Source organism: Gracilibacillus marinus (assembly GCF_042651725.1).
GTDB lineage: Bacteria > Bacillota > Bacilli > Bacillales > Amphibacillaceae > Gracilibacillus > Gracilibacillus marinus.
In genome coordinates this window covers 205,280-228,101 of record NZ_JBHSDV010000001.1, presented here as the reverse complement: position 1 = coordinate 228,101, position 22,822 = coordinate 205,280, and the positions used below count along the sequence as shown (strand labels likewise).

18 protein-coding genes and 1 riboswitch are annotated in these 22,822 nt (G+C 35.1%); of the genes, 6 read left to right on the top strand and 12 right to left on the bottom strand.

What is annotated here, in order from left to right; translation table 11 throughout:
- The first annotated feature begins 63 nt into the window (after positions 1-63).
- From ACFOZ1_RS01110 to ACFOZ1_RS01095, 4 genes are read left to right on the top strand one after another with little or no spacing between them, the layout of a single operon-like run.
- Positions 64-1,248 carry a galactokinase gene (locus ACFOZ1_RS01110; RefSeq protein ID WP_390194968.1) on the top strand — a complete coding sequence of 395 codons (1,185 nt, stop codon included), beginning with the start codon at positions 64-66 and terminating at the stop codon, positions 1,246-1,248.
- Positions 1,248-2,243: a UDP-glucose 4-epimerase GalE gene (galE, locus tag ACFOZ1_RS01105; RefSeq protein WP_390194966.1), complete on the top strand. Its 996-nt coding sequence runs from the start codon at positions 1,248-1,250 to the stop codon at positions 2,241-2,243. The genes ACFOZ1_RS01110 and galE overlap by 1 nt, the downstream gene beginning before the upstream one ends.
- A gap of 2 nt (positions 2,244-2,245) precedes the next feature.
- Entirely contained in the window at positions 2,246-3,739 is a 1,494-nt protein-coding gene (galT, locus tag ACFOZ1_RS01100) for a UDP-glucose--hexose-1-phosphate uridylyltransferase (RefSeq protein WP_390194964.1), read from the top strand.
- A 26-nt stretch (positions 3,740-3,765) separates the two neighbouring features.
- Positions 3,766-4,815, top strand: coding sequence for an aldose epimerase family protein (locus ACFOZ1_RS01095; protein WP_390194962.1), 1,050 nt, complete (start codon positions 3,766-3,768; stop codon positions 4,813-4,815).
- A gap of 644 nt (positions 4,816-5,459) precedes the next feature.
- On the opposite strand, the gene ACFOZ1_RS01090 is transcribed toward ACFOZ1_RS01095, so the two are convergent.
- From ACFOZ1_RS01090 to ACFOZ1_RS01075, 4 genes are all read right to left on the bottom strand, one after another.
- The gene (locus ACFOZ1_RS01090) at positions 5,460-6,662 is read right to left on the bottom strand and encodes an ROK family transcriptional regulator (RefSeq protein ID WP_390194961.1); all 1,203 of its coding nucleotides are present in this window, start codon (positions 6,660-6,662) and stop codon (positions 5,460-5,462) included.
- A 95-nt stretch (positions 6,663-6,757) separates the two neighbouring features.
- Positions 6,758-8,779 carry an ABC transporter ATP-binding protein gene (locus ACFOZ1_RS01085; RefSeq protein ID WP_390194959.1) on the bottom strand — a complete coding sequence of 674 codons (2,022 nt, stop codon included), beginning with the start codon at positions 8,777-8,779 and terminating at the stop codon, positions 6,758-6,760.
- Positions 8,776-10,524: an ABC transporter ATP-binding protein gene (locus tag ACFOZ1_RS01080; protein ID WP_390194957.1), complete on the bottom strand. Its 1,749-nt coding sequence runs from the start codon at positions 10,522-10,524 to the stop codon at positions 8,776-8,778. Before ACFOZ1_RS01080 ends, ACFOZ1_RS01085 begins: the two co-directional genes overlap by 4 nt.
- A gap of 453 nt (positions 10,525-10,977) precedes the next feature.
- Positions 10,978-11,961: an aldo/keto reductase gene (locus tag ACFOZ1_RS01075; RefSeq protein WP_390194955.1), complete on the bottom strand. Its 984-nt coding sequence runs from the start codon at positions 11,959-11,961 to the stop codon at positions 10,978-10,980.
- A 317-nt stretch (positions 11,962-12,278) separates the two neighbouring features.
- On the opposite strand from ACFOZ1_RS01075, the gene ACFOZ1_RS01070 reads away from it, so the two are divergent.
- A complete protein-coding gene (locus tag ACFOZ1_RS01070) occupies positions 12,279-12,902 on the top strand; it encodes a YesL family protein (protein WP_390194953.1) in 624 nt (207 codons plus the stop codon).
- Positions 12,903-13,172: 270 nt separating this feature from the next.
- On the opposite strand, the gene ACFOZ1_RS01065 is transcribed toward ACFOZ1_RS01070, so the two are convergent.
- The 8 genes from ACFOZ1_RS01065 to ACFOZ1_RS01030 all read right to left on the bottom strand — a co-directional run bounded on the left by ACFOZ1_RS01065 (position 13,173) and on the right by ACFOZ1_RS01030 (position 21,738).
- Positions 13,173-13,784, bottom strand: coding sequence for a polysaccharide deacetylase family protein (locus ACFOZ1_RS01065; RefSeq protein WP_390194951.1), 612 nt, complete (start codon positions 13,782-13,784; stop codon positions 13,173-13,175).
- A 60-nt stretch (positions 13,785-13,844) separates the two neighbouring features.
- The gene (locus ACFOZ1_RS01060) at positions 13,845-14,705 is read right to left on the bottom strand and encodes a carbohydrate ABC transporter permease (protein WP_390194949.1); all 861 of its coding nucleotides are present in this window, start codon (positions 14,703-14,705) and stop codon (positions 13,845-13,847) included.
- 23 nt (positions 14,706-14,728) lie between these two features.
- Complete coding sequence (locus ACFOZ1_RS01055) at positions 14,729-15,607, bottom strand: carbohydrate ABC transporter permease (protein WP_390194947.1); 879 nt, start codon at positions 15,605-15,607, stop codon at positions 14,729-14,731.
- A 162-nt stretch (positions 15,608-15,769) separates the two neighbouring features.
- Complete coding sequence (locus ACFOZ1_RS01050; protein WP_390194945.1) at positions 15,770-17,095, bottom strand: extracellular solute-binding protein; 1,326 nt, start codon at positions 17,093-17,095, stop codon at positions 15,770-15,772.
- A 102-nt stretch (positions 17,096-17,197) separates the two neighbouring features.
- Positions 17,198-17,977: a response regulator transcription factor gene (locus ACFOZ1_RS01045; RefSeq protein WP_390194943.1), complete on the bottom strand. Its 780-nt coding sequence runs from the start codon at positions 17,975-17,977 to the stop codon at positions 17,198-17,200.
- A complete protein-coding gene (locus tag ACFOZ1_RS01040; RefSeq protein WP_390194941.1) occupies positions 17,974-19,713 on the bottom strand; it encodes a sensor histidine kinase in 1,740 nt (579 codons plus the stop codon). The genes ACFOZ1_RS01045 and ACFOZ1_RS01040 overlap by 4 nt, the downstream gene beginning before the upstream one ends.
- A gap of 125 nt (positions 19,714-19,838) precedes the next feature.
- A complete protein-coding gene (locus ACFOZ1_RS01035) occupies positions 19,839-20,699 on the bottom strand; it encodes an HAD family hydrolase (RefSeq protein WP_390194939.1) in 861 nt (286 codons plus the stop codon).
- Positions 20,700-20,769: 70 nt separating this feature from the next.
- Positions 20,770-21,738: a ring-cleaving dioxygenase gene (locus ACFOZ1_RS01030; protein WP_390194937.1), complete on the bottom strand. Its 969-nt coding sequence runs from the start codon at positions 21,736-21,738 to the stop codon at positions 20,770-20,772.
- A 143-nt stretch (positions 21,739-21,881) separates the two neighbouring features.
- Positions 21,882-21,996, top strand: a riboswitch (TPP riboswitch).
- Positions 21,997-22,082: 86 nt separating this feature from the next.
- Between ACFOZ1_RS01030 and thiW the strand changes: the two genes are divergently transcribed.
- Positions 22,083-22,586 carry an energy coupling factor transporter S component ThiW gene (thiW, locus tag ACFOZ1_RS01025; protein WP_390194935.1) on the top strand — a complete coding sequence of 168 codons (504 nt, stop codon included), beginning with the start codon at positions 22,083-22,085 and terminating at the stop codon, positions 22,584-22,586.
- Positions 22,587-22,822: the final 236 nt, after the last annotated feature.

Sequence of the window (22,822 nt, the reverse complement as noted above, 5' to 3'; positions counted from 1 at the left end):
AAAATAACGTACAATAATCTTAGTTAATTAATTTAATTAAGTCTTATTAGGAGGGTATTACACATGAACATACAGCATTTAGTTGAAAAGTTTCAAGCAATATTTGATACATCTGAAATGCCACGTGCCTTCTTCGCACCTGGTCGAATTAATCTAATCGGAGAACATACAGATTATAATGGTGGTCACGTCTTCCCTGCTGCTATTTCCTTTGGTACGTATGCGATCGCAAGAAAGCGTCATGACCGGATCATTCGCTTTTACTCAGAGAACTTCAGTGAACTTGGTGCAATGGAAACACATCTTGACGACCTTAGCTACAAAAAGGAAGATGATTGGACTAATTATCCAAAAGGTGTTGTGGCACACTTCTTATTAGAAGGATTTTCTATCGATAGCGGTTTTGATGTACTGTTCTATGGAAATATTCCGAATGGTGCTGGACTATCTTCATCTGCTTCTATTGAACTTGCAACAGGTGTCCTATTAGAGAGTTTATTTGAGCTAGACATTGATCGTATCGATATGGTAAAAATCGGTCAAAAAGTAGAGAATCAGTACATTGGTGTCAATAGTGGAATCATGGATCAATTCGCTATTGGTATGGGTAAGGAAAACCATGCTATGTTACTTGATTGCGATACATTAACATATGAATACGCACCAATTGTTTTAGAAAATCACGATATCGTGATTATTAATACAAATAAGCGCCGTGAACTTGCTGACTCTAAGTATAATGAACGTCGTAACGAATGTGAAATGGCACTAAAAGACTTACAAACAAAGCTTTCTATTCATAGTTTAGGTGAATTAACTGTAGAACAATTTGAAGCAAATCAATCTCTTATCCAAAATCCAACACATCAAAAACGCGCAAAACATGCGGTAGCAGAGAATGCTCGGACAATCGAAGCATTGAAACGTTTAAAAGAAGGAGATTTAATTACATTTGGAGAATTAGTAAACCAGTCACACATTTCTTTACGTGACGACTATGAAGTAACAGGTGTAGAATTAGATACAATCGCAGAAAATGCTTGGAAACAACAAGGAGTACTTGGTGCTCGTATGACAGGTGCTGGCTTTGGTGGATGTGCCATTGCCATTGTAGAAAAGGCACATACGACACAATTCCAAGAGAATATCGCAGCACTTTATGAAGAAAAAATTGGATATAGCCCAACATTTTACATTGCCGCAATTGGCGATGGTGCGAAAGAGTTGGAATTAAAGGAGGAAAAATAATGCGCGTATTAGTTTTAGGTGGAGCTGGTTATATCGGTTCACATGCCGTTTATCAATTAATTGACAAAGGACATGAAGTACTCGTCATTGACAATCTAGAAACAGGTCATAAAGAAGCGATTCATCCAGATGCGACTTTTTATCATGGAGATATTCGTGATATTGATTTCTTACGTGAAGTCTTTTCAAATGAAGAAATCGATGGTGTCTTACATTTTGCAGCAAATTCGTTAGTTGGCGAATCTATGGAAAACCCACTTAAATATTTTGATAACAATGTCTATGGTACACAAGTATTACTAAAAGCAATGACAGAAGCAGGCATTAAACACATTGTCTTCTCTTCAACTGCAGCAACATACGGCGAACCTGAACAAGTACCAATTACAGAAAACATGCCGACAATGCCGACAAACGCTTATGGAGAGACGAAGTTAACGATGGAAAAAATGATGAAATGGACGCAACACGCATATGGAATCAATTATGTATCGTTAAGATATTTTAATGTAGCAGGTGCACGAGGTACAGGCGAAATTGGTGAAGATCATCAACCTGAAACACATCTCATTCCAATTGTCTTACAAGTCGCGTTAAATCAAAGAGAACACATTTCTATTTTTGGTGATGATTATAATACATCTGATGGTACATGTATTCGTGATTACATTCATGTAGAAGATTTAATTGATGCACATATTTTGGCATTACAATATTTGAAAGACGGCGGAGAAAGCAATGTATTCAATCTTGGTAGTAGCCAAGGTTTCTCTGTAAAGGAAATCATTGATACTGCAAGAGAAATCACTGGACACGAAATCAAAGCAAAAGTTGCTCCACGTCGTGCTGGTGATCCAAGTACATTGATTGCTTCCTCTGATAAAGCAAAAGAAGTATTAGGTTGGAATCCAACAAGAACAGATATTAAGAAAATCATTACAGATGCATGGAATTGGCATCAAAGTAAGCCAAACGGATACAACGAGGAGGCATAATGATGACACATATTTCAGCAACGATTGAAACATTAGTAAATAAAGCCATCGAGAAAGACTTAATTGAGGCAAGCGATGCTGTATATGCAAGGAACCAAATTCTTGGTATTTTACAGCTAGATAATTTTATGGAAGGTGCTTCTTTAATAAAAGAGGCATCCATCCCGGATTTATTGGAAATATTAAGTCAAAATGCAGTAGAACGACATATTATTGAAGATTTGCTTGATGAAAAAGAAAAGATTGAATCATTAATTATGAATGTATTCTTATCGAAACCATCAGAAGTCAACCGAGATTTTTATCAAAAATATAATCAATCACCTGTTATGGCAACAGATTTCTTTTATCAACTAAGTAAAGACAGTAATTATATTCAAACAAAACGAATAGCGAAAAATATTCAATTCCAAACAGCCTCTTCCTATGGCGATTTAGATATTACGATTAATTTATCTAAACCGGAGAAGGACCCTGAACAAATTAAACGTGAGCGTGAGATGAAACAAGACATTGCTTATCCAAAGTGTTTACTTTGTGCAGAAAATGAAGGGTATGTTGGACGAATTGGCCACCCAGCACGCTCGAACCATAGAATTATTGAAGTACCATTAGAAGGAGAAAGTTGGTTTTTACAATACTCACCATATGTGTATTACAATGAGCATAGTATTGTCTTTGCAAAAGACCATCGCCCAATGAAAATTAATCGAGATGCGTTCTCACGCTTGACCGCTTTTGTAGAAAAATTTCCACATTATTTTATTGGTTCAAATGCCGACTTGCCAATTGTAGGTGGAAGTATTCTTTCACATGACCATTACCAAGCAGGTAATTATACTTTTGCAATGACAAAAGCTGAAGAGGAATTTTCTTTTACTTTACATTCCTTCCCTGATGTCAAAGCAGCTGTGGTTAAATGGCCATTATCTGTCATTCGTCTACAACATCCAAATCGTACCACACTAGTCGAGGCAGCAGATTATATTTTAAATAATTGGCGAGCATATACAGATACAGAGGCACACATTCATGCATTTTCAGATGATGTACCACACAATACCATTACTCCAATTGCAAGAATGCGAGACAATCAATTTGAACTAGATTTAGTTCTACGTAATAATCGTCAAACAGAAGAACATCCAATGGGGCTTTTCCACCCACATGAAGATGTCCATCATATCAAAAAGGAAAATATCGGTCTAATTGAAGTGATGGGACTTGCTGTGTTACCTCCTAGATTAAAAGAAGAATTAGATGCTATCAAAAAACATTTGCTAGATGATAGTGAAAACGTTGCAGACTATCACCAAAATTGGGTACAATCAATGAAGAAAGGGCATTCATCTATCACTAAAGAAAATGTTGAGCAAATTGTGGAAACAGAGTTAGGAAAGAAATTCGAAAGAGTGCTTGAAGATGCTGGTGTATTCAAAACAACAGCAGATGGACGCCAAGCTTTCCGACGTTTCATTGATCACCTTAATGCTTAACATCTAGCAGGAGGAATAAAAGAATAATGAACATTCAAACAGAAGCTTTAACAGTAAGTGGACAACAATGGAAAGAATTCACTTTAACCAATGATCACGGAATGGTTGTATCCATTCTTGATTTTGGTGGAATTATTACAAAAGTCTTAACCCCAGATCGTGACGGTAAACTAGAAAATGTAGTAGTAGGTTTTGAAAATTATGAAGCATATCTCGATAATCCAGGTTATTTCGGCGCATTGATTGGCCGTGTTGCTGGACGTATTGCAAATAGCGAATTTGAACTTGATGGAAAGACATATTCACTACCGAATAATGAAGGTGTCAATCACTTACATGGTGGCGAACCTGGCTTTCATAAATCAATTTGGACAGTGGTTCCATTTGAGAACAATGAGGAAGTTGGACTTACTTTAACATTAAATAGTCCTGACGGAGAAAATGGATATCCTGGTAACTTACGCATGACTGTCACCTACACTTTAACAAATGACAATTCGTTCACAATTACGTATGAAGGTGTGAGTGATCAAAAGACAGTATTAACTGCAACTAATCATTCCTACTTCAATTTAAGTGGAAACTTAAAAGAAGATATCCAAGAACATGTGATTACATTAGATAGTAGTAAATTTGTTGAATTAGACGATGCATTAATCCCTACAGGTGCTATTGTAGATGTAGATGACACTGTATTTGATTTCCGTAATGGAAGACAAATGAAAGATGGTGTAACATCAGAATATAAACAGAATCTTGTTGCAAATCATGGCTATGATCATTATTTCTTATTTGACCATTCTAACGATGTGAGCGCAATTGTACATGATGAAAAAAGCGGACGTGAATTGAAAGTTATTACAGACCAGCCGGGTGTAGTAATGTACACTTCGAATAATTTCCCAATGGCTTATCCATTAACGGAACGCCAACCAGCACAATATTTAGGGCTTTGCTTAGAAACACAAGCATCTCCTGCATCGATTCATCATGACGGATTCCCATCTGTCATTTTAGAAAAAGATGAAAAATATTTTGCTAAAACAACCTTTATTTTTGGTGTGGACAATAACTAAAAGTTTATGCAGCATCCTAAAGAAGCTCGGATGCCACATTTATTGTTTTGATAATAAAAGGATAATGAAATACGACTCTAATTATTGATTATGAAATGAATTGTGTGCCTATCACCCGCTCCGGCTTGCCCACTCCCCTTTCCATGGGCTTTTTCCTTCAGCTAACTTTCCCAAGCACAAACCGCTTGGAAAAGTGGATCTTCAGGAAAAAGGGTCCCATAGGAGTGGGAGTGTGCGCCTATGCTCTATGAAGTTCTACAATGTTCGTAAGTGCTATATTTTGATTTGTTACAGATGTGTTAAGTAATCTATATGGATTTTTTATGAGTACTTTAATTGTAGCGTATCAAAAAGCGTAGGTGTCCGTTTCCACTCCTGTGGGATGTTTTTCCCCTAAGATCCACTTTTTAGCGCTATTTGCTAAAAAAGTTAGCTTAGGGGAAAAACCCACGGAAAGGGAAACGGACAAGCCGGAGCGGTTGCAAAGCACACACAAAATCTCAAAAATATCAACTAGAGTTATTCCTTCTAACACGCACAAAATCCAAACGATTCGAAAGCTACTAATCGAACCGTTTGGATTTTTTCAATTTTTAAATAATTCTTTTGTTTTAATCTCTTTATACGTAATAGAGATTGTTCGTCTAGTGATCTGTCATCTCTGGTTCAAATAGTTCACTTAATATTAAAGCTACTGCACCTAGAGATGAGCCGTATTCACCTAATCTAGAGATAGAGACAGCCGTTGCTTTTGCCTTTTCAGAAATCACACTATGCTTTAGAACTTCTTGTATTGGGTGCAAAATAAACTCACCCGCTTTTGAAACTCCGCCACCAATAATAATCGTACTCGGATTATAGACATGCACAACATTTGCTAATGCAATTCCAATATAGTTACCTGTTTCTCGTAAAATCTGCCTAGCAAGTTGATCTTCTTCTAGTGCTGCCTGATGAACTAGTTCTGCTGTTAATTCTTGCTCTTTCTTCCAATGATAAAGCAAACTATCCGAATTCTCTTCAAGCACTTCTAACGTTCTTGTCACAATAGCAGGACCTGATGCGAGTGTCTGTAGGCAACCGTTATTTCCACATGAACATTTTCTACCATGAATATCAATAATCATATGGCCGATTTCTCCCGCAATTCCGTGCTCACCATTGTATAATTTCCCATCAATCACAATCCCTGCCCCAATTCCACGACCAATATTCACTGCAATCATGCTCTTTTGCTCTAATTGTTGCAAGAACCACGCTTCTCCTAACGCAAATGCTTTTGCATCGTTCTCTACCTTTACATCCATCTCAAATACTTCTTCTAACTTTTCTTTTATCGGGATATTTCTTAATTTCAAATTCGGCGCAAATTCCGCTACACCTTTTTCTGCATCCACAATTCCATGCATAGCTACACCAATTCCGATATATTTCAAATCACTTTGCTTGTCAATTAATTTCTGAATTCCGTTCATTACGATGGTCAGAAACTCTTCTTCTGTTACATTCATAATTAATGATTCTTCTTGTTCATCTATGATTTTTCCAGATAAATCTGCAACAATAAACTGAATCGTACTTAATCCAACATCAATACCGATAATATGGAATCCTGATGTATTGACTGCAAGCATTGTAGGCTTTCTCCCACCTTGAGATTCACCAAGACTGCTTTCTTGAATTAATTGTTGTTCTAATAATTCTTTCACAATCGTACCAACTGTAGGTGGAGTCAATTTTGTTTCTTTTGCAATTTGAGCACGAGAAATGGGTTCAGATGTTCTTATTTTATTTAAAATAATCGCTTTATTTAATGATTTCATCCATTGAAAACTTCCACGTTGCATATTTACGCCCAACTTTCTAAAGTTACTTCATTAAGTATAGCATGAATTCATATAGTAGCGAAGGGCATTTTCAATACTTGATTGTACAAATTTGTTTATTGTGCGATTTTACTCAGTTTTCCTAATTGCATATGATACATGTGTTGATATTCCCCATTACTCGCAATGAGAGAATCATGTGTGCCTTGTTCGATTATTTCTCCATGTTTTAATACAAATATTTGATCTGCTTGTTGTATTGTAGAAAGTCGATGTGCAATTACTAGTGTCGTTCTTCCTTGTTTTAATACTTGTAATGCTTCTTGAATCATACCTTCTGTTTCTGTATCAATATTTGCTGTTGCTTCATCCAGTATTAAAATCGCCGGATTAAATGCAAGCGCACGAGCAAAAGATAATAATTGTCTTTGCCCAGTAGAGAATTCATGACCTTTCTCTTTCACTTTCTCATCATATTGATTCGGTAACTTTTCAATAAACTTATCTGCACCTACAGCTTTTAGTGCACCTATTGCAGTTTCTCTTGAAATAGTCGGATCATTCATCGTAATGTTGGACAAAATCGTTCCAGTAAAAATAAATGGATCTTGCAAAACAATTCCGATATGTGTACGCATTTGTTGTTTAGAATATGTCTTTGTATCGATACCGTCAATTAAAATACGACCAATTGTCGGGTCATAAAATCGGAATAACAAATTCATAATAGTACTTTTTCCAGAGCCTGTATGGCCTACAAATGCTACTGTTTCTCCTTTATTTACTTTAAAGTCGATTTGTTTTAATACATATTCTCCTTCGTTGTAACAGAAAGATACATTCTCAAATACGACTTCGCCATTGTACCGCTCTATTTCTTTATGATTCATTTCTTCTGCAGGCTCATCTAACAAATCAAATACTCTTTTCCCTGATGCTCTTGCAAGTTCTAATTGCTCTAATTGACTTACAATTTGGTTCACAGGTTCAAATAATCTGTTCAACAAATCTACTAGTGCATACAATAAACCTGCTGAAGCAAGCATTGTTCCGTCTAAGGTATCATTTCCAAAATAGAGAATCACTACAACAAAAGCTATGTTTCTAAGCAAGTCTACAAGGTTAAATGATGACATTGCATTGAATGTATTCATTTTTGTCTGAAAGGTGCGTTGCTTTTCATTTAATTGTTCAAAATCCTCAAGCATCGTTTCTTGTTGGTTGTATGCTTGAATCATGGTCATTCCTTGAATTGATTCATTGATATTCCCATTAATATTACTATTTGTCTCGCGAATGATTCTGTTATATTTTCCGCCGACTCTTTTGTATACTTTCATCCAAATAAATAATAGTGGCAATAACAATAAACTTAATAATGCTAATTGTGTATCTAGAATAAACAACGCAACATAAATACCAATCATATATATAAATCCTGATGTAAATACTTCTAATACTTTTACATATAGCTCACGAATTGCTTCTGTATCATTTGTTACTCTTGCTACAATCTTCCCTGCTGGCTGATTGTTAAAATAACTAATCGGTAGTTTCTGTATGTGGTGAAATACGTCTTTTCTCATCTTTTGAATAATTCGATTCGAAGCATATTGTAATAAATACGTTTTGTAATAAATAAACAGGGAAGCAATGATAATCAAACCAATATATAATACTAATAACCATATAATTGGTTTTAATTCTTTTTCGAAAAACAAAAGTGTTTCGTCTAGTGAAAGTTTTTGACCAGTTACTTCTAGTGTTTCTTCCCCATCAGAAAGTACTAATGTATTCTGATTCACTTGATCAATAGATGATTGTAGTGATACTTCTTCTTCGATGAAATAAAAGTTCAATCCATCTTGTAGTAATGTATGCATAGATCCTGAATCATCTTCTGTCCTGTCGATTCGTTGGTAACGGTCTCCTTTAAAACTAATCCCATCAGATGCATCTGTTTCTACATAATGATTTGCTACACCGACAATATGATTGTCAATTAAGCGTTTCGCTATAAATGGTCCACTTAACTCCAAACCTACTGCTATGATTAGACATACTAATCCAATAATAATCGTCTTTTTGAAACCGAGAGCATAATGGATGAGTCTTCTTTCTGTTGTTTGTTGTTTCATGCAAGACCCTCTCCTTCCATTTGCTGTATCATGAACTGATTTCTATACCAGCCATTTTGTGTCATTAACTGTTGATGGGTTCCTCGCTCTATTATTGTTCCTTCATCAAGCACAATAATTTGATCAGCATGCTTCACTGCTGAAAGACGGTGTGCAATAATGATTGTTGTTTTGTTTGCTCTTTCCTTCTTCAAATGTGTTATGATTTTCGCTTCTGTTTTCCCATCTACTGCAGACAACGAATCATCTAATATTAGTAACGCAGGATTTTTTACCAACGCACGTGCAAGTGATACTCGTTGTTTTTGTCCACCAGACAATGTTACTCCACTCTCTCCAACTAATGTGTGTAATCCTTTAGGTAAGTTGTCAATGTCTTCTTTAAGTGAAGCGGTTTCTAATAAACGATACAAGTCTTCTTCTGTTGCATCTGGATTTCCGAATAGAATATTTTCTTTAATTGTTTTAGAAAATAAGATATGGTCTTGCGGTACATAACCAATCATTGCTCTAACATCTTCTAATGTGTACGATTCAATCGGTAAGCCATTTATTAATAAACTTCCATCTTCTGTTTCTTTGTACTCACGTAACAATTGTTTAACAAGTGTTGTCTTCCCTGCACCAGTTATTCCAACAATCCCGATTGTCTCTCCACTTGTTAACAGAAGCTCTATATCTTTTAATGCATATACTTCTGTATTTGGATAGCGGAACGAGAATTGCTTATAATGGATTGTTTTGATTTCCGTCAATGGATTTGGATCCAACGGGTTTTCCACTTCTGGTTGTTCATGTAGAAGTTCTTCAATACGATCAAGTGAGGCATTTCCACGTTGCATGACATTAATTAATTCCCCTACAGCAAACATTGGCCAAATAAGCATTCCTAAGTACACATTAAAGGAAACGAGTTGACCAATTGTGATATCTCCATGAATCACTAGATAGGAGCCATAACCGAGCCCCAGCGTATATGCTAAACCGACTAGAATTTTAATTGTCGGTTCAAATAACGCATCTAACCGTGCAACTGCAATGTTCTTTTGAAAAACCTCTTCAGCCTTTTCGTTAAATTTCGACTCATCTTGTCTTTCTTGAACAAATGCACGAATAACACGCACACCTTGAATCGATTCTAATGTATTATTATTTAATTCACTAAATAGTGCTTGCGCTTGCATAAAGCGACTATGAATCTGCGCACCATATTTCTGCATGATTAATGCCATAATTGGTAATGGAATTAATGCAACTAATGTCAACTTCCAATCAATTAATATAAGCATGATTCCGATAATAAATGCCATAAATAATGTTGAATCAATTAATGTTAAAATACCGAAACCAGCAGTTGTCATCAATGCCTTCAAATCATTTGTGGATCTCGCCATTAAGTCACCTGTCCGATATTTACTATAAAAACTAGGTGACATCTTCATAAAATGATTCATTAAAATCGAACGCAATTTTCGTTCTAATAAAATGGCTCTCCCAAATAGCGTATGTCCCCAAAAGAATGACAGGATATAAATGAACACCATTAATCCAACAAATAATGTCACTGTATTTTGCAATTTTTCTTTAGTCAATTGATTTCCTTGCATTGCATCAATTGTATTCCCAATCAACATTGGTGGAACCGTAAATAAGATACTAGCAGTTACTAATGCAATAATTGCTAATGTATAACGAATCCACTCTTCTTTAAAATACCAAGATAACTTTTTGATTACTGTAAACAACTAAATTCCTCCCTCATCAACTAACCATCATCATAGCTCTCTTCACAATTTGCAAGTTCCAACACATAACAAACATAACGAACCCCTTCTTCCTCCAATTTATTATCCATTTTTCTTACTCCTTTCATATGTAGTCATTTATATAGAACTAGCTACACAGATTATTTCGTGTTGTGTGCTAATAACTATTATTGTTGTAGAATGCAAAAAAACACAATTGACCGTAGCCAATTGTGTTTTTACATAATCAAATAGATACATAGATAACTAATGTACATAGTCATCCACTAGATTAATGATTACAATATATGTATGGCAAGGTCACGATTATTCTTATAAAATTGCTGTGTGTATTGAATTAGCTTTTTCATTATACGTAACCTCCCATTCCTTTTTTTGTTAATCTTTTTTTAGAAGTATACCCTTCTATATAGAAAAAAGCAACACTTTTTTTTAATATGGACCTCTAATATGTGTATGCACATTCTCCTGATAAAATTCTGTTAGCCTGTCTAATTCCTCTTGACTAAATGCTTTTACATCGATTGCCGCGAGATTATCTTCTACTTGTTTGACTGTTTTAAACCCTGGAATGACAGATGTAACCGCATCATGACTCATAATCCATTTAAGTGCAGCTCGTGTCATATTCCCTCTATCTTCTGCTATCCATTTCAACTCTTGACTGAGTTCTACCCCTTTTTCAAATGGCAATCCAGCAAATGTTTCCCCAACATTAAATGCTTCTCCATCTTTGTTAAAATTACGGTGGTCATCTTGTTCAAAAATATGTCCATGATGAAACTTCCCTGTTAATAATCCACTTGCTAGAGGAACACGCGCTAATATCCCCACATTCTTTTCTTTTGCAACTGGAAAAAGTTCTGTAATTGGTTTTTGTCTGAATATATTAAAAATAACTTGTAAACCAGCTACATTAGGATATTCCATTGCAATAAGGCCTTCTTCTACTGTTTCCACACTTACACCATAATATCTAATTTTCCCTTGTTGTTGTAAGTGATCTAGCACCTCAAATACCGCTCCATCTTTTATAATTTCTGTTGGCGGACAATGGATTTGGAGAAAGTCTAATTGTTCTCGTTGTAATCTCTTTAAGCTATTTTCTACATATGTTGTAACAGATGCTTCACTATATGTAGCAGGGTCATGAATGTCACCAGCACGACAAAACTTTGTCGCAATATAAATCTGATCTTCTTTTCCTTTTGTAGCTTTTGCTAATAGTTCTTCGCTATGTCCATCTCCATAAACATCTGCCGTATCAAAAAAATTCACTCCAGCATCCATTGCTTTTTGCAAGCCTTTTAAAGCTTCTTTATCTTCTGTTTTTCCCCATGAACCTCCAATTGCCCATGTACCAAAACTTAATTCACTAATTTTCATATCTGTTTTACCAAATTGACGATATCTCATTTTTTATCTCCCTTTCTCTAATTCGTTTGGAAAAGCTATCTTTCATTATACTCGTAAACATCTCTATTTAAAAAGAATGCGCTTACTCTTTTCTTAATAATCACCTACATATCCACATGATTATCCACAACTTTGTGCATAACTTCATAAATAAGTGATACGATTCGAGATAACTTGTTTTCATCCATTGTAATGTTGTGGATAATTTTATGTGGATAAATCAAGTTATGTGGATAAGTGGTTTAGGTACTTTATACGCATATGGACGTAAATATGTTAAAATAATTATATCCTTACTTATGAAAGAGGTTACCTAAATGAAAGGTTCTTTATTTGCTATTACAGAATGGATTACACGATTTGCTTATGTCAATCTATTATGGATAGTGTTCACTATTCTTGGTCTTATTGTATTCGGTTTCTTCCCTGCCACTGTTGCGATGTTTACTTTAATTCGCCAATGGATTATGGGAAATGTGGATGAACCCGTATACAAAACTTTTTTTGCTACATACAAAAAAGAATTTCTCTCAAGTAATCTATTCGGACTTGTGATTGTGTGTATTGGTATTGTTTTTTATGTCAATACGCAATACTTATTGCTTGATACAGGTGGATTCCATACCATCATTAAAGCTCCACTATATGTCGCAATGATTATCATGACATTAACGGTATTATATGTGATTCCGACATTTGTTCATTATGATATACGTTTTATACACGTATGGAAAAATGCCCTTTTTATGATGCTATTACATCCATTGCATAATATTTTGATGATTTTAGGCATTGTCATGATGGTATTCGTGATGCAATACATCCCTGGAACAATCGTTTTCTTTGGCGGTAGTATCCTTGCATATATTATCATGGGAACATGTTATCATACGTTTCAGCGAATAGAGTTAAAAAAGAACAAAAGCGAAAACGCCCGTTAAGAAACGTAGAGACTGGAACACATCAACAGAAATAAAGGAATCACGGTGAGGTACGAACCGATGATGACTTATTGATCGTTGATACGTGAAGTCTCCTAGTTTTTGGGCGCTTACGCTAGCCGATACAAAAGCGAAAACGCCCGTTAAGAAACGTAGAGACTTGAGTAAACAATTCCTATCAGAGGACAATTGAGCTAATTCTATATGGAAAGTATCTCTTTTATCTCAAAAAAACTTATCCACATATTGCTTCGTGGATAAGTTTTTTGTTTATTTAAGTGTACTTGCTAGAAGTTCCTCTACTGTAACCAATTGATATCCTTGCTCTATGCATGTATGAATTAATTTCCCAACAGCCTCTACTGTTTGACTGCGATCACCCAATCCATCATGAAAAATAAAGATCGCACCATTCTTAATTGCCTTTTTTGATTCTTCATAAATAATCTGCACACCTGGTGTATCCCAATCTCTTGCATCCAAATTAGCTGCACCAATCGTATGATATCCGAATTCTTCTACTATCTTTAACGTATTCTCATTATAAGAGAAGAATGGCGGTCTAAAAGAAGCAGGTTTTTTTCCAGTAATGGATGTGATGCACTCTTCTGCTTTTAATAGTTCCGTCCTTACTTCCTGTGCATCCTGCTCTGCCAAGTTACAATGTGAGTATGTGTGATTTGCTAATTCATGACCGTTTCTATACACTTTCTCTGCAATAGATGGAAATTTTTTGATATGCTCTCCTATCATAAAGAACGTCGCTTTTGCATTTGCAGCTTCTAATAAGTGTAAGATTTGTTCTGTGAACTTAGGATCTGGTCCATCATCAAACGTGAAAGCAATTTTTTTCTCATTTGTCTCTATTGTATCCAACAGCATATGAGCACATCCCCTTTTTTTCTATCATTATACAATGTTATACTTCGATGTAAATTAAGATTATCCTTTTACAGATCCTGCTGCAATACCTTCTACAATCTTGTCACTTAATACTAAAAAGGCGATTAAGATTGGAATAATACTGATCACTAACGTTGCTCCAATCGCTCCCCAATCCGTCAAATATTGCCCAATGAAATTTTGAATACCTACAGTTAATGTTTTTAAATGATCAGAGCTGATAAATGTGTTCACAAAGATAAACTCATTCCAGTTATAAATCATATTAATAATCGCTGTAGTCGCAAGTACAGGTGTTGTCATTGGCAAAGTGATTTGAAAAAAGATTCGATGCACAGAACAACCATCTACAACTGCCGCTTCTTCTACTTCTCTAGGCAATGTGTAATAAAATCCTAGTAAAATCATAATCGTCAGAGGTAGATTAAAAGCAACATAAGACAAAATTATCGATAAGGGATTATCTATTAAATCTAATTTTAAATAAAAATCAAACAATGGAATAATCGCTGAGTGAATTGGTACCATATAACCAATCATAAATAGAGCGAGTACTAATTTACTAAACTTCCATCTCATTCTTGTAATTGCAAATGTCACAAAACTTGCAAGTAATACCGTTAATAAAACGGATACTAGGGTTATCCACACACTGTTAAAGAAATACATATCAATATTTCCTTGCGTCCACACTCGCACATAATTTTCCCATTGTGGCTCTTGCGGTAAGGCAAATGGGGATAAGCCGAATACTTCCGAATTGCTTTTTAATGAGAACATAAATAACCAAACTAGTGGATACAATTGAAATACTGCTACGATAATTAAAGCAAGGTATAACAAAATCATTCCAATTTTCGCGAAAGTACTATTTTCTTTCGCTTGTGCAAGGCTTGCCATATCACATACACCCTTTCTTGTTATTAATATTGAATCTCATCTTCAGATGCCGTTAATTTTCGTGTTAACCATGTGACAACAAGTGTAATTAATAATAAGAAAAAGGCAATGGCACTACCATATCCGAAATCATAAATTCCAAATGCTTTCTTGTACATATACGATGCGATTACTTCACTTGCACCATTTGGCCCTCCACCTGTCATGACATAGATTAAATCAAAATACTTTAATGATCCTACAATCGCTAGAACGATCGTTACTTTAATGACACCCGCAATTAACGGTACTTTAATTTTATAAGCAATTTGTATTGGTGTTGCTCCATCTATTTTTGCTGCTTCTATTAATGATTCTGGTAAACCTTTCAATGCAGCATAATAAATAATGATATAGAATCCTGCATATTGCCATAAAATCGCGACAAAAATTGCATACAAAACTAAATTAGGATCTGCTAACCACGCTGGTGGATTCTCCACACCTAATGTTTGTAACAAACTATTTAACATTCCGTTGTTTGGATCATATATTTTTATCCATAACTGCGCAATTGCTACAGAAGATAATAACATTGGAATTAGATAGATTTTACGTAACAAATTGGAACCTTTGATTTTGCCTGCTAGTATCAATGAAATAATTAAGTAGATAGCAAGACTAAGTGTTGAAAATATTGCTAATAGAAAAGAATGCAAGGCACTTTCCCAAAACTTACTATCTTGTACTAATTCTACATAATTATCTAGTCCGATAAATGTCATTGCACCAATACCATTCCAATCCATCAATCCATAGTATCCTGTTAATAAAATAGGCCCATAAATTAATGCAAGAATTAAAATCAATGCAGGTAATGTATATAATGCAATGACGACTTTATTCGACATTACTTTATTCATATGAATCTCCTTCTTTCTGTAGATTAGAAAGTATGCTTGTATGATTTGAAGTTATTATTATTTGAAATCTTCTTAATTAAAAACCGAATTTTGTATCGTTAGACGCTAAACAAAATTCGGTTTTTGTTAAGGACTGCTATAAAACGTACAAGTATCTTTTTTCTACTCTTCTGCCGCTAGTGCTTCTTCTTGTTGTTTCGCGAATTCTTCTGGTGTTACAGCTTTACCAAACAATGCTTGAATCATGTCTAAATGCACTTCCGCTACACCTGCACTCATTTGCACATCTGCATATAACGTAATATTGGATGCTTCATTTAAATCATTCAATACATCTACATACATTTGTGGTAAATCCGATCCTTCTGTATCTACTTTCGTTGCTGGAATCACACCTGCTTTTTCAACAGATTGTTCTCCCCATTTTTCTACAAAGAAGGCCACAAAGTCTTTTGCTTCTTCTTTTACATCAGAGTTCTCTGCAACAAACAAACCAACACCAGGGCCACCAACAAAACTATTCTCGTCCCCTTTTCCACCTTCTACAACTGGGAACTTCATGTAATCAATAGAGTCTTTAAATTCTTGTGGGTTTGCCTCACTTGTTGTCCATTCAGGTAAATCCCAAGAACCCATTAAATACATTGCTGCTTGTTCGTTAATGAAATACCCTTTTGCTTCGTCATTTCCTAATCCATTAAATCCATTTAAGAATGCACCCATGTCCACTAATTCTTGGACTTCTTTAGCTGCTTCTACTAATGCTGGATCTTCAAAACTACCTGAACGATCAATTGCTTTATTCAATACTTCTGGACCACCAATTCTGTCAGCTAAATACATATACCACATAGAACCAGTCCATCTATCTTTGTTACCTAATGCAATTGGTGTCACACCATGATCGACTAATGTTTGTACAACTTCTTTCAGTTCATCGAAAGTAGTTGGTGCTTCTAATCCATGCTCTTCAAAAATAGCTTTGTTATAATATAGTGGTGTTATATTTAATTCAAGAGGTAAACCATATGTTGTTCCATCTAATGCATACGCTTCAGCTGTTCCTGGTACAAACTTATCTTTAAGTGGCCCATCTAATAAATCATCCAATGATGCAAACATATTTCCACTAACATATGGCTCTAAGAATCCTGCAGCCCAAGTCATCCCAACATCTGGTAATTCATTAGAAGTAGATAATACTTTTAGTTTTTCTTTATACTGTTCATTACCTAAAATCTCTAACTTCACTTTTACTCCTGGATTGTCTGACTCATACTCTTCAATAATTCCATTTACAATATCATAATGTTGCTTTGAACTTCCTTCTGGCCATAGATGCATAAATTCAATTACTTTATCTCCTGAACCGCTTTCATTTTCGTCATCTTTTGAAGCATTCTCTCCATCCGAACCTCCACATGCCGCTAAGAAAACTAACGCAAATAGAGATAGTAACAACAATCCTTTTGCCAACGTACCTTTCATGATAAAACCCCCTAAAAATATGATATTTCGTTACATGTATTAGTCTATCACCCTACTATCCTTCTCGTAAGGTAACAATGATTAGATGAAATACCACAATTTTTAGGAATCGCTTTCATTTTCTTTTCGGTATACATTTGGTGTTGTATTTTCATATTGCTTAAAAATCTTAATGAAATATTTAGCTGTTTGATAACCAGTTTTTTCTGCAATTTCAGTAATAGTATTATCTGTTGTTAACAATAACCGCTTTGCTTCCTGTATTCTCCTTCTAGTAATAAATTCACTAAATGTCATTTCCAACTCTTCTTTAAACAAGCCACTTAAGTAACTAGCATTTAAATGTACAGCATCAGCTACTTCCTTTAATGTTATTGTTTCGCGAAAATGACTTTCAATATATTGTAATGCTTCATTGACAGCGCGATTATAGTTATTTTCTTTCTGTACCTGTATCCATTTATCATCAACTATTTTATTCATTACACCTGAACGTTCCCTTTGTTCTTCTATTTCTATTGCTTTATTTATTGCACTCATTAATTTCTCTTTGGGAATAGGTTTTAATAAATAATTCACTACTCCTAATTCTAATGCATGTTGTGCATAATCAAATTCAGAGTATGCAGAAATAACAATGACTACAGGATCTTGTGCTTTTCGTTTTAATTCTTCTAACATTTCTAATCCTGTCTGTTCAGGCATTCGAATGTCTGTGATGAGCACATGGACTTTTCTTTCTGCAATAAGGTTCATTGCTTCTTTTGTGTTTGCTGCAACAATTACTTCATACTGATCAATCGCTGCACGTTCAATTGTTTTCTTTATTCCTTGTCTACTTCTCGGCTCATCATCAACTACAGCAATTACCTTTCTACTCATGAAAATTCCCCTCCATCTACCGGAATCTCGAAGCTAATTGTTGTCCCTCTATCTTCCTCACTCTGTATAGTTAGCCCGTTTCCTTTATCTCCATAGTATAGTTCTAATCGTTTCTCTACATTATGTAGCGCCATCCCTGAACCTTTTTGTTGTGCAACACCGCCCTTAAGTAATTGTTCTACATATTCAAGTGTTTCTTGATTCATTCCTGGTCCATTGTCACATACTACTATGCGTAACATGTCTCGTTCTTTAACCTTTTCTATCAAAACAGTTATCGTACAATTGCCCACAATATTCCCTGCACCATGCAATATAGCATTCTCCACTAATGGTTGTATCAATAGTTTAGGTATCTTCGTCTGAAGATAGAGAGACTCTACTTCTTTCTCCCAAAGTAATCGATCACCAAAGCGCATACGCATTATTTGCATATATCTTTCAATATGGTCTAATTCTTCTTTCACTGTTACCCACTCATCTTGGTTCTCTTTTGAAATCGTATAACGGAATAACTCAGACATCGCTAAAACGACAGCTGCTAATTCTTCTTCATCCTTTTCATCTAATGACCAATACAATGCATCCAATGTATTAAAGAGAAAATGCGGATGGATTTGTGCTTGTAATGCCTTTAGTTCTGTTCTATTCGTCATTATTTCCTTCTCGTATACCATACGCACAAGGTAATTGGTTTCTGCTGCTAATTGATTATATGTTTGATTCAATTCATTAATTTCATTAGTAGATGAAATGATAGGATTTTGCGCAAGTACACCTTGCCCTGCTTCACGCATTGTTTGAGTTAATCGTGTAATAGGTCGAGTAATAAAGGTTGCTAAAAAGAAAGAAGAGATAAAGAAAATTCCGACACCAATTAATCCAGCAATAATAATTCCTGTTAACACGATTGACATTCCTTTAGTTAAATGATGTACTGGCGTAAGATAATACACAGTCCACCCTGTCTTTTTAGAGGTATTCTCTACAACAATGTATTCTTCAGAATTAACCTTAATCGTGTCTGATTTACGTTGATGAATTGCCTCTACATCAAAAGGATAATTGGATGCGATTGTTTGGTTGTATTTATCTACGACTACTGTGTAATCTTTTGTTTCTTCATCCACATGCTCATTCAATTGAAAATATGTTTTGCTTATTCGCATCATCATATATCCACCATTTGTAAAGTTCTCATCCATTAAATTAATCCTACGAGTTACTAAAAAATAATTATCATCAAGTGGATCTTCTCCTATCCATACAAGGCTGCCTTTACTTTCATTAGCCAAACTGATCCAAATTGGATTGATGCGTTCGTTTAAATTTGTTGCGTCAATCGGAATAATACGTTGATAATTCTTTGTGTAAATCTCAACAGAATAGATACCATCTGCATTTGCTTGAATGCTATTAATTGTTCGCATTAACGATTGTCTTTCATGGAATGTCGTTTCATGTCCAAGCCATGTTCTATGTAAAATATGTTGCAATTCTTCATTTGTCGTAACTTGCTTTGTTACCATATTTATTTGTTCATACAATGAGTCTAAACGTCCATTGGATTCCACAGCGGTTTGTCTTATTTGTTCCTCCGCATTTCCTTGCAGTAAATCAGCTATACGTTGATAACTGATTCCGCTTACAATAATTAATACAATAATCATGACGAATAAGAATACAACCAATAATTGATTTCTTAATGTATTCCATTTCTTTAGAATATGAAACAATTTATTTCCTCCTAAGGGTAACTTTGTTTATTCGATGACTTAAGTTACCAATTCTATTATACAATGAAATAGAGAAAAGAAAAACTGAAGGAACACTCTCCTTCAGCCCATTAGTCAGTATTTCGCTATTTTGTTGATAAAAAGAATTTGGTCAAATAATGATAGACACCATCTTCATCATTTGTATATTGTGTTTCCTCTTTTACTAATTGTTTAAGTTGTTCTGTTGCATTCTTCATTGCAACAGGATAACCAACATAACGCATCATCGGTAAATCGTTATTACTATCGCCGATTGCCATTACTTCTTCATTACTTATATTATAGTATTGCAATAATGCTTTGATTCCTGTTGCCTTATTCACATTTGCTACCATAATCTCTACATTATTTGGTGAAGATTGTGATGTCGTGAAATCACCATCTTTTTTCATTTCTTCTAATACTTCTGTCCATTGTTTCATTACTTTTTGACTTGGTTGGAAGCAGTAGACTTTTGCATAATGTTGTTCTATTAAATGATCTTCAAATGATAGATCTTCTTCTATTGCTGCTTTTCTTTCTAACCATTCATTTATTCCTACTTCTGACGGTTTGTCACCTGATATCAATTCATTCATATACGCTTTGTCACGAGTAAGAGCAAGTCTTTGGCCATCATTTGGGTGCGCTTCATAATAAATGTCATGTTCTCTAGCAGAATCGATAATCTTATTTACAAATGCGGTGGTTAATTTGTGTTCTAGAATCTTTTCTCCATTTCTATATGTAATCATACCATTTGCCGTTACAAAACCATCTAATTCTATATCTACTGGTGCAGAATCATATACCTCGTCTAAGGACCTACCTGTCACGATAAACACTTTTATTCCTTTTTGTCGGATTGCTTGTATGGCTTCAATAGTATTATTTTTTAATTGGTTATGATTATTTAATAATGTGCCATCCATATCTAAACAGATTGCTTTTATAGTTTTAGACATAAAAAAAAGTCCCCCTTCACATACGTATCTATTATAGCATACACGTATGTGAAGGGGGAATCATTCTATCTTAGTCTTTTTTAGTATAAAGCGGCACTAAGTTTCTTTCAATATCTTCTCTTTGATTTTCTAAGAATGGTGGTAATGCTAACGATTCTCCCAAGTGCTCTATTGATTCATCTGTAGCAAATCCTGGTCCATCTGTTGCTAATTCAATAAGGATGCCATTTCTTTCTCTGAAATATAATGATTGAAAGTAATAACGATCGACAATACCTGAATTAGGTAATCGCTCCGCACTAATAATTTCACGCCATTGTTCTAGTTCCGTACGATCTGTTACTCGTAGTGCAAGGTGATGAACGCTCCCTTTACCTGGTCTTTCTTTTTCTGCATCTATATCTATTTCCACATGGATTTCCGCACCAGTTCCACCTTTCCCTGTAGAGAATACGAAAACCTCATGATGATTGTCTACAAGATAGGATCCCATTTGTCTAAATTTTAATACATCCACAAGAATATGCTCTGTTACTAATAGATTAGGGACAGTTATTCTTACAGGTCCTAGTCCAGTAATACCGTATTTTTGTGGGACAACACTTTGCTTCCACGGAATACCACTTTCTACTCCCTCATTCGTCTCATCAGATATTAATGCAAGTCTTTGTCTTTCTTTATCTTCAAAGTAAATTACTTTTCGACCAAATTGTTCTTCGATTCCATTATGCTTCACAGAATGAGAGTCGAACCGATCTACCCAATATTGTAACGCTTCATCATCTTGTACACGTAGGGATGTTAAGGAGATACTATTATTCCCTCGATATGTGGTACCTGCACGATTAATCTCAAAAAAGGTCAAATCTGTACCTGGTCTTCCTATTTCATCTGCATAAAACAAATGGTACATACTCGTATCATCTTGATTTACTGTCTTCTTCACTAATCGCATGCCAAGTACTTTTGTATAAAAATGATAATTATCTAATGCATTTGCTGTGATTGCAGATACGTGATGAATTCCTTTAAGCTCCATCGTTATCGCCTCATTTCAATTAATGTATAAACATTCTACACTTCTTTATACTAGTAGTATACATTATAATTATCTCGAATTCAAGATAATTATTTTATTGACATACGATGCCACTATGCTATGATTTTAGTAATTACATATCGTGTCACTACTAGGGGTGCCTATTAGCATAGGCTGAGAGAAAAGCGCTAGGAAGCTTTTTAACTCTTAAGACCTGATCTGGTTTATACCAGCGGAGGGAAGTAGCGTAAACCAACGTGAACGTTTACTCAACCAGGTCTTTTTATAGATGTGGTTTTTTTGTTGTCTTCTTATAGTGACGCTAATTAGGAGGAATTGTAAAAATGAAAAAAACATCACTTATTACCATGATGGCAATATATGTTGCTATCGGAACAATTGGCTCACAATTATTATGGTTTCCTACAGGTATTGCGAAGGCTTTTCCAGTACAACATGCCATCAATGTCATGGCTGCTGTGACATTAGGTCCAGTGCCTGCAGTTGTCATTGCCTTTGCAATTGGTTTACTAAGAAACCTATTAGGTATTGGTACATTGCTTGCATTCCCGGGAGGAATGATTGGTGCATTACTTGCTGGTTTATGTTACCGATATTCAGGTAGAATCATATTTGCAAGTATTGGAGAAATTATCGGCACAGGAGTCCTTGCTTCATTATTCGTTGTACCATATGCCTATATCTTAATGGACACTACTGTAGGGGCCTTCGCTTTTCTACCTGGATTTCTAATTAGTAGTATTAGTGGCTCACTCATTGGTCTTTTCATCTTATCAAAAATTAAGTCTACATCCGTCGTAAAAGAACTATCAATAAACAAAAGCTAAAAGCACCTGGGTAGAAACGTAGCGACTGGAGGGAAACAACTGAAATATAGGAATCACGATGAGCTTGCGAATCGATGATGACTTATTGATGGTTGGTTCGCGAAGTCGCCTAGTTTCTAGGTGCTTGTGCTAGCCGATACAAAAGCTAAAAGCACCCGGGTAGAAACGTAGCGACTGGAGGGAAACAACTGAAATATAGGAATCACGATGAGCTTGCGAATCGATGATGACTTATT